The organism is Okeania sp. SIO2B9, assembly GCF_010672505.1.
GTDB lineage: Bacteria > Cyanobacteriota > Cyanobacteriia > Cyanobacteriales > Microcoleaceae > Okeania > Okeania hirsuta.
This window is the reverse complement of record NZ_JAAHGK010000394.1, coordinates 1-5,772: the sequence shown is the minus strand read 5'-3', so window position 1 is coordinate 5,772 and position 5,772 is coordinate 1. Positions and strand designations below refer to the sequence as shown.

Below are 5,772 nucleotides of genomic sequence, written 5' to 3'. Positions count from 1 at the left end.
GGTAAAACTACTAGAGAAACACAACTTACTATAGACCATATTATCCCCCTAGCTAGTGGTGGTAGTAATGATATTAGTAACCTACAAACCCTCTGTAGTAAATGTAATCAAAAAAAGAAACATAACTTTGACCCACGATTCCAACGGAACTTCAGTAACTAAAGCCAAAAAAAATTATTCCATCCCCGAAAAATCTCAATTTTTGAGTAAAATTGAACCGGATTAAATCAGGATAAATATATGGTAAATTCAAAAAGAATTAACTTTCTCAAAAGTAAGTTGTACTCTCTAATAGGTATAATGTCTGATGTAGACCTAGAAAGAGGTTGGGAATATTTACAAACACTTTATTATGACAGCTTCATGCTACAAGCTATTCAACAATCTAAAACAACTCACAAACCAGGAGATATCTTAACCAAAGAAGAAGCCATACAAATATTGTATTTTGACCGAGAAGATAGTTAAACTAAAAATAACCAATAATAATAAATAAGATATAGAAAAAACAATATTATTGTGAACCTAGAAGTGCGTTATGCTCGGTCTTTTGTCGAAGACCTAAAAACTTTAGAAACTGCCACCTACCAAAAAATATATGATTTTGTTTTTATCAAATTCAGTCAAATAAATTACTTACAAGAACTACCAGAATTACGACAACTTGGAACCAGTGCTATTTTCTACAGATTTACTGTGGACAAATACCTGATTGGTATAGAAGTAACAGGTCAAATTCTTAAATTTATCCGTATTTTACCAAAGCCACAAATTTAATATTCTAAACTATAGATACCAGACTAAAAAAAACAAAAAATACAGTAATTTTTATGGACTCAAAAGCACTCTGGCAACGCTATATTAACTGGCTTTATTACCATGAAGGATTAAAATTTTATGTTGATATAAGTCGCATTAAATTTGACGATTCTTTTCTAGAAACAATCAAGCCAAAATTTGAAAAAGCTTTCCAAGATATAGAGCAATTAGAAAAAGGTGCGATCGCCAACCCAGACGAAAACCGGATGGTTGGCCACTACTGGCTGAGATCCCCAGAACTTGCGCCCACCCCCGAAATCAAACAAGAAATTGTCCAAACTATCGAACAGATAGAGACTTTTGCCAAGAAAGTCCATAGTGGAGAAATCAAACCTCCCAATGCCCCCAAATTTACAGATATTCTGTCCATTGGTATCGGTGGTTCAGCTCTCGGTCCTCAATTTGTGGCCGAAGCCCTTAGTCCAAATGACCCACCAATGCAAATACATTTCATCGACAATACCGATCCTGCAGGTATCGACCGCGTACTCTACAAACTCAAAGACCGCCTCAAAAGTACCCTAGTCATAGTCATCTCCAAGTCAGGGGGTACGCCAGAACCTCGCAACGGTATGATGGAAGTCAAAGCAGCTTATGATGCTCAAAATCTAGACTTTGCTCCCCACGCCGTCGCAACTACCACCCCCGATAGTAAACTAGGTAAAATTGCCAAATCTGAAGGATGGCTAAATATTACCCCCATGGCAGACTGGGTAGGGGGACGTACTTCTGAATTATCCTCCGTTGGTTTACTACCAGCAGCATTGCAAGGAATTGATATCCAGGCCATGCTAGACGGGGCAAAAGAAATGGACATAGCCACTCGCAAACATGATATTAAAGGCAACCCCTCCGCTTTATTAGCTTTGAGTTGGTATGCCGTAGGTAACGGACGAGGGGAAAAAGATATGGTAGTTCTCCCCTACAAAGACAGTCTGCTAATGTTCAGCCGTTATTTACAGCAGTTGGTCATGGAATCTTTAGGCAAAGAAAAAGACCTAGATGGTAATATAGTCAACCAAGGTATTGCAGTTTATGGTAATAAAGGTTCCACAGACCAACACGCTTATGTACAACAGTTGCGTGATGGTGTACCTAATTTCTTTCTTACCTTTATCGAAGTTCTAGAAGACCGTCAAGGTATTTCTCCCGAAGTAGAACCTGGAGTAACTTCTGGTGACTACTTATCTGGTTTTCTACAAGGTACTAGACAAGCACTTTATGAAAATCAGCGAGATTCTATTACAGTTACAATACCCAAAGTTAATCCTAAAAATGTAGGGGCCTTAATTGCTCTTTATGAGAGAGCTGTTAGTTTTTATGGCTCTCTAGTTAATATTAATGCCTATCACCAACCAGGAGTAGAAGCAGGTAAAAAAGCTGCGGCCACAGTGCTAGAGTTACAACAACAGGTAGTAAATGTCCTCAAGCAAGAGGTTTCTCCCCTATCTTTAGAAGAAATTGCCCAAAAAGTAGGTGCTGATGACAAAATAGAAATCATCTATAAGATTTTGCGCCATTTGGCAGCTAACCAACAGAATATTGTTTTTCATGGAAATCTTGGGCAACCAGTTAATTTAGCTGTAAGCTATCAGTAGTATTAAGTATTATAGGTATTAATTTGGCCTAGAGCATTCGGGTTGGTTATTGGACTCATCCAGATTGTGCAGCAACAGATATAGTTTTTACTCATGGACCAGAGAATATAGTAACTCAAGGACTATGGGACCCGGAAATAGCCTGTAAAGTAAGTTTGTGGGTGCTTTCTGACCTAAGATAATAAGTTGCGTTGGACAGCAACCCACATAATTATAATCTTGGGAAGTCTACGCGTACATCCAGGTTCAGCACCATGAGAATGTCACTAGGAGATAACTTCACAAGCATAAAAATTTAGTTACTAATAGTCTAGGTATTTCCCTACTCCCAATGTTAATTTACTTCCCTATTCCCATTAAACAATGCCCTTAACAATTCTCGTAGTTGATGATGATTTGGGAACTCGTTTATGTGTTGGTGATTACCTAGAGATTTCTGGTTACTCGGTAGTCAAAGCTGAAAATGGTCAACAAGCTTTGGATTTATTAGAGAAATCTCGGCCACACCTGATGATTACTGATATTGCTATGCCAGAAATAAATGGTTATGACCTGGTACGACAAGTTCGATCGCGTCCCATTTTTCGTTTATTGCCTGTGATTTTTTTAACTGCCCATACAAGTACAGAAGAACGAGTAAAAGGCTATAATTTGGGGTGTGATATTTACTTACCAAAACCTTTTGAATTACCAGAGTTAGGAGCAATAGTTCGGTCTTTGTTGGAGCGGTCTGCTCTTATTGCCCAAATTTCACCCATATTTAACCAATATTCTCAGACAGAAAAGCTATCTAAATCACATTATTCAGAAGCAGTATCTCAGTCAGTTATTGCCAATTCTAAGATTAGTTTGACTGAGCGAGAACAACAAGTTTTGAGTCTTTTAGTTAATGGTCTTTCTAATGTTCAGATTGGCGACCGCCTACATTTAAGCCATAGAACTATTGAAAAATATGTCAGCAGTTTATTTAGAAAAACCAATACTAATAATCGAGCTGAATTAGTTCGTTTTACTATGGAAAATTACTTGACTAATTAGGGTTTGCTGAAAAAGTATTTCAGTAGAAGTAGGAGACAGGAGACAGGAAAAATGGTAATTAAGAGGAGGTAGAAGTAAGAATTGTAAGAATGATTTTTATGCCCAACTATGCGCCTAAAATACCCTCCATGCATGAGTATGAAGAGCTGATTTCCAGGCATTTTTTTCAACCTAAAACAGCTAAAACCTTTATATATAAATGCTTTTAGATTTAATCAGCAGATCAATAATTAATTTTAAATTTAGTTAGTTTGAGTTGATTTTTTGCCAAAAATTTAGACTAATTCAGCATTCATAGACCGCTATTTTTTTTGATTAATAATATACTCTAAAAGTCCCTCACAAGCATCTAAAAGTATTTCAATCACATGGTCAAATCCATCCTGACCACCATAATAGGGATCGGGAACTTCCTGCACATCAAAATACCTACAAAAGCCACACATTAATTTGACTTTATCCTGATACTTACCAGCAGTATCTAAGCGCAGTACATCCCGATAATTATCCTTATCCATTGTTAAGATTAAGTCAAAATTATCAAAATCTTCTACTTGAAATTTACGAGCTGCACCTTTAAGGGTAATTCCTCGCATCTTAGCTGCATAAGTCATCCTAGAATCAGGTGGACTACCTATATGATAGCCTCCTGTACCAGCAGAATCACAAACTATACGACCGCTCAAATTAGCTTTTTCTATCAGATGATTCATAATATTTTCTGCTGATGGAGAACGGCAGATATTACCAAGACAAACAAATAATAATTTATATTCCATAAATTAATCAAAAATAGGTAATCTTGAAGAAGGAAAAAGGAAAAAGCAAGAAGGAAGAAGGAAGAGGATAAGAAAGTTTTTTATCGCTAATATCAAGCCTCATTAATTAATCATAAAAATTCATCTAAATGATTGAAATAATTACTTTAGCAGTAGTCTTCTGAAAGAAAAAATTTTGTTTCAAGCCTCCCTTTTTAAGAGTATAAAAAGCGGTCGTTAGCGCAGCTTCCCGAAGGGTGGCATGGGGAGGAGACCCGCTCTTGCAGAGCCGCTCCGCTAACGCCATATCCAATCGACCAAGAGAAAGAGAATATTCCTTATGTTTTAAATAAGGTTTTCCTACGGAATGCTGCGCAAACAGCTAGAGATACTGAAGTCCGAAGTTCCTCCGGAGGAGACTAACTGAAATGACAATTTTATAAATATGATTAAGACTAGGATACAGGTTAGTTATTAGTCTACGATACATTGGTTCTTAACTTAAACCTGCCCTAGCTATTAAGACTTAAATTATCAAAATAATTGGGTCGCGTAACCCCGCCTTTTAAGGCAAAATGTTTTTGTAGGCTTGCTCAAATACCCGTTACAAAAACAACTTCTGACTTCTGATTTCTGACTTCTGACTTCTGACTTCTGACTTTATGAAAGTCCAGGTATATTTAAACCACCTGTCAAATCTTCCATGCGCTCGCGCATAGTAGCAGTAGACTTACTATAAGCGTCTTGCATTGCTACTGTCACCAATTCAGAAATTACTTCTGCCCCTTCTCCTAGTGCATCAGGTGAAATTTCTACTCGCCGTGGTTCTTGGTTTCCACTCAAAAAAACCTTGACTAAACCACCACCTGCTACCCCTTCAACCTCTAATTTATCGAGATCTTCTTGAAGTTGTTTAGCTCCTTCTTGAACCTGTTGAGCTTTTTTAAAAGCCTCTGTTAGTTCTTTCATTTTACCTAACCCGAAGTTAAAGCCTTTTCCTGATTGTGACATAATTATTACTCTTCTATGGTAAGTCTTATTTGTTATTTGTTTGTTGCCATTAAATTATTAGGTCTCTAATAATTTATGCAGCACATATTTTAATTCTTCTAGATTCTCAATATATTTATACAGAATCTAGTTAGATTTTGTGCTTTAGTAGGAGCCGATCAAAATGCGCACCTACCTTATATATAATATCATGGCATCTTTACATAAAAATCATAACACTGCAATAGATTTTTAGTACCTAATTAAATTAATAATTTGACGAACCTGCCATTTCAAGCCCTAATTTATTCAAGATTTCCCAATACCATAATTGGTAATAATATTAGTTAAAAGCTGTTTATAGACCATAGACTTCCTAAAATATAGTAATTAATTCAGAAGGTGGGGAATCTGAAAATCATGCCAATTTTAGTGACTATTACTAATTGAAACCTGATAGTAATTTACTTGTAGTTAGAAATCTGAATAATTAACAGAAAAACTCGGTATCTAAAGCTGATTTATCCGTTTTGTGTACCTAATTTGCACTTAACTAGATTGTTTAACTA

Annotated in this window: 7 protein-coding genes; 5 read left to right on the top strand and 2 right to left on the bottom strand. The window is 36.3% G+C overall.

The features are described from left to right. From F6K13_RS15290 to F6K13_RS15270, 5 genes are all read left to right on the top strand, one after another. Nucleotides 1–162 (top strand): HNH endonuclease (locus F6K13_RS15290; protein ID WP_287287786.1); only part of this gene is annotated, 162 nt, incomplete at its 5' end. Nucleotides 163–240: 78 nt separating this feature from the next. Then, nucleotides 241–468 carry a hypothetical protein gene (locus F6K13_RS15285; protein ID WP_240041576.1) on the top strand — a complete coding sequence of 76 codons (228 nt, stop codon included), beginning with the start codon at nucleotides 241–243 and terminating at the stop codon, nucleotides 466–468. Between the two features lie 51 nt (nucleotides 469–519). Beyond that, nucleotides 520–777 carry a cytotoxic translational repressor of toxin-antitoxin stability system gene (locus F6K13_RS15280; RefSeq protein ID WP_124154630.1) on the top strand — a complete coding sequence of 86 codons (258 nt, stop codon included), beginning with the start codon at nucleotides 520–522 and terminating at the stop codon, nucleotides 775–777. A gap of 53 nt (nucleotides 778–830) precedes the next feature. Then, a complete protein-coding gene (locus F6K13_RS15275) occupies nucleotides 831–2,417 on the top strand; it encodes a glucose-6-phosphate isomerase (RefSeq protein ID WP_124143561.1) in 1,587 nt (528 codons plus the stop codon). 363 nt (nucleotides 2,418–2,780) lie between these two features. Beyond that, nucleotides 2,781–3,455 (top strand): response regulator transcription factor, encoded by a 675-nt coding sequence (locus F6K13_RS15270; protein WP_124143562.1) that lies wholly within the window; start codon nucleotides 2,781–2,783, stop codon nucleotides 3,453–3,455. A 302-nt stretch (nucleotides 3,456–3,757) separates the two neighbouring features. Here the strand turns inward: F6K13_RS15270 and F6K13_RS15265 are convergent, their stop codons facing one another. Both F6K13_RS15265 and F6K13_RS15260 read right to left on the bottom strand, forming a co-directional pair. Next, the gene (locus tag F6K13_RS15265) at nucleotides 3,758–4,234 is read right to left on the bottom strand and encodes a low molecular weight protein-tyrosine-phosphatase (RefSeq protein ID WP_124143563.1); all 477 of its coding nucleotides are present in this window, start codon (nucleotides 4,232–4,234) and stop codon (nucleotides 3,758–3,760) included. Between the two features lie 639 nt (nucleotides 4,235–4,873). Next, nucleotides 4,874–5,224 (bottom strand): YbaB/EbfC family nucleoid-associated protein, encoded by a 351-nt coding sequence (locus F6K13_RS15260; protein WP_124143564.1) that lies wholly within the window; start codon nucleotides 5,222–5,224, stop codon nucleotides 4,874–4,876. Nucleotides 5,225–5,772: the final 548 nt, after the last annotated feature.

Excerpts from the sequence above, each read along its gene's own strand:
- F6K13_RS15285 (WP_240041576.1), top strand. The coding sequence starts at position 241 with ATGGTAAATTCAAAAAGAATTAACTTTCTCAAAAGTAAGTTGTACTCT.
- F6K13_RS15275 (WP_124143561.1), top strand. The coding sequence starts at position 831 with ATGGACTCAAAAGCACTCTGGCAACGCTATATTAACTGGCTTTATTAC.
- F6K13_RS15270 (WP_124143562.1), top strand. The coding sequence starts at position 2,781 with ATGCCCTTAACAATTCTCGTAGTTGATGATGATTTGGGAACTCGTTTA.
- F6K13_RS15265 (WP_124143563.1), bottom strand. The coding sequence starts at position 4,234 with ATGGAATATAAATTATTATTTGTTTGTCTTGGTAATATCTGCCGTTCT.
- F6K13_RS15260 (WP_124143564.1), bottom strand. The coding sequence starts at position 5,224 with ATGTCACAATCAGGAAAAGGCTTTAACTTCGGGTTAGGTAAAATGAAA.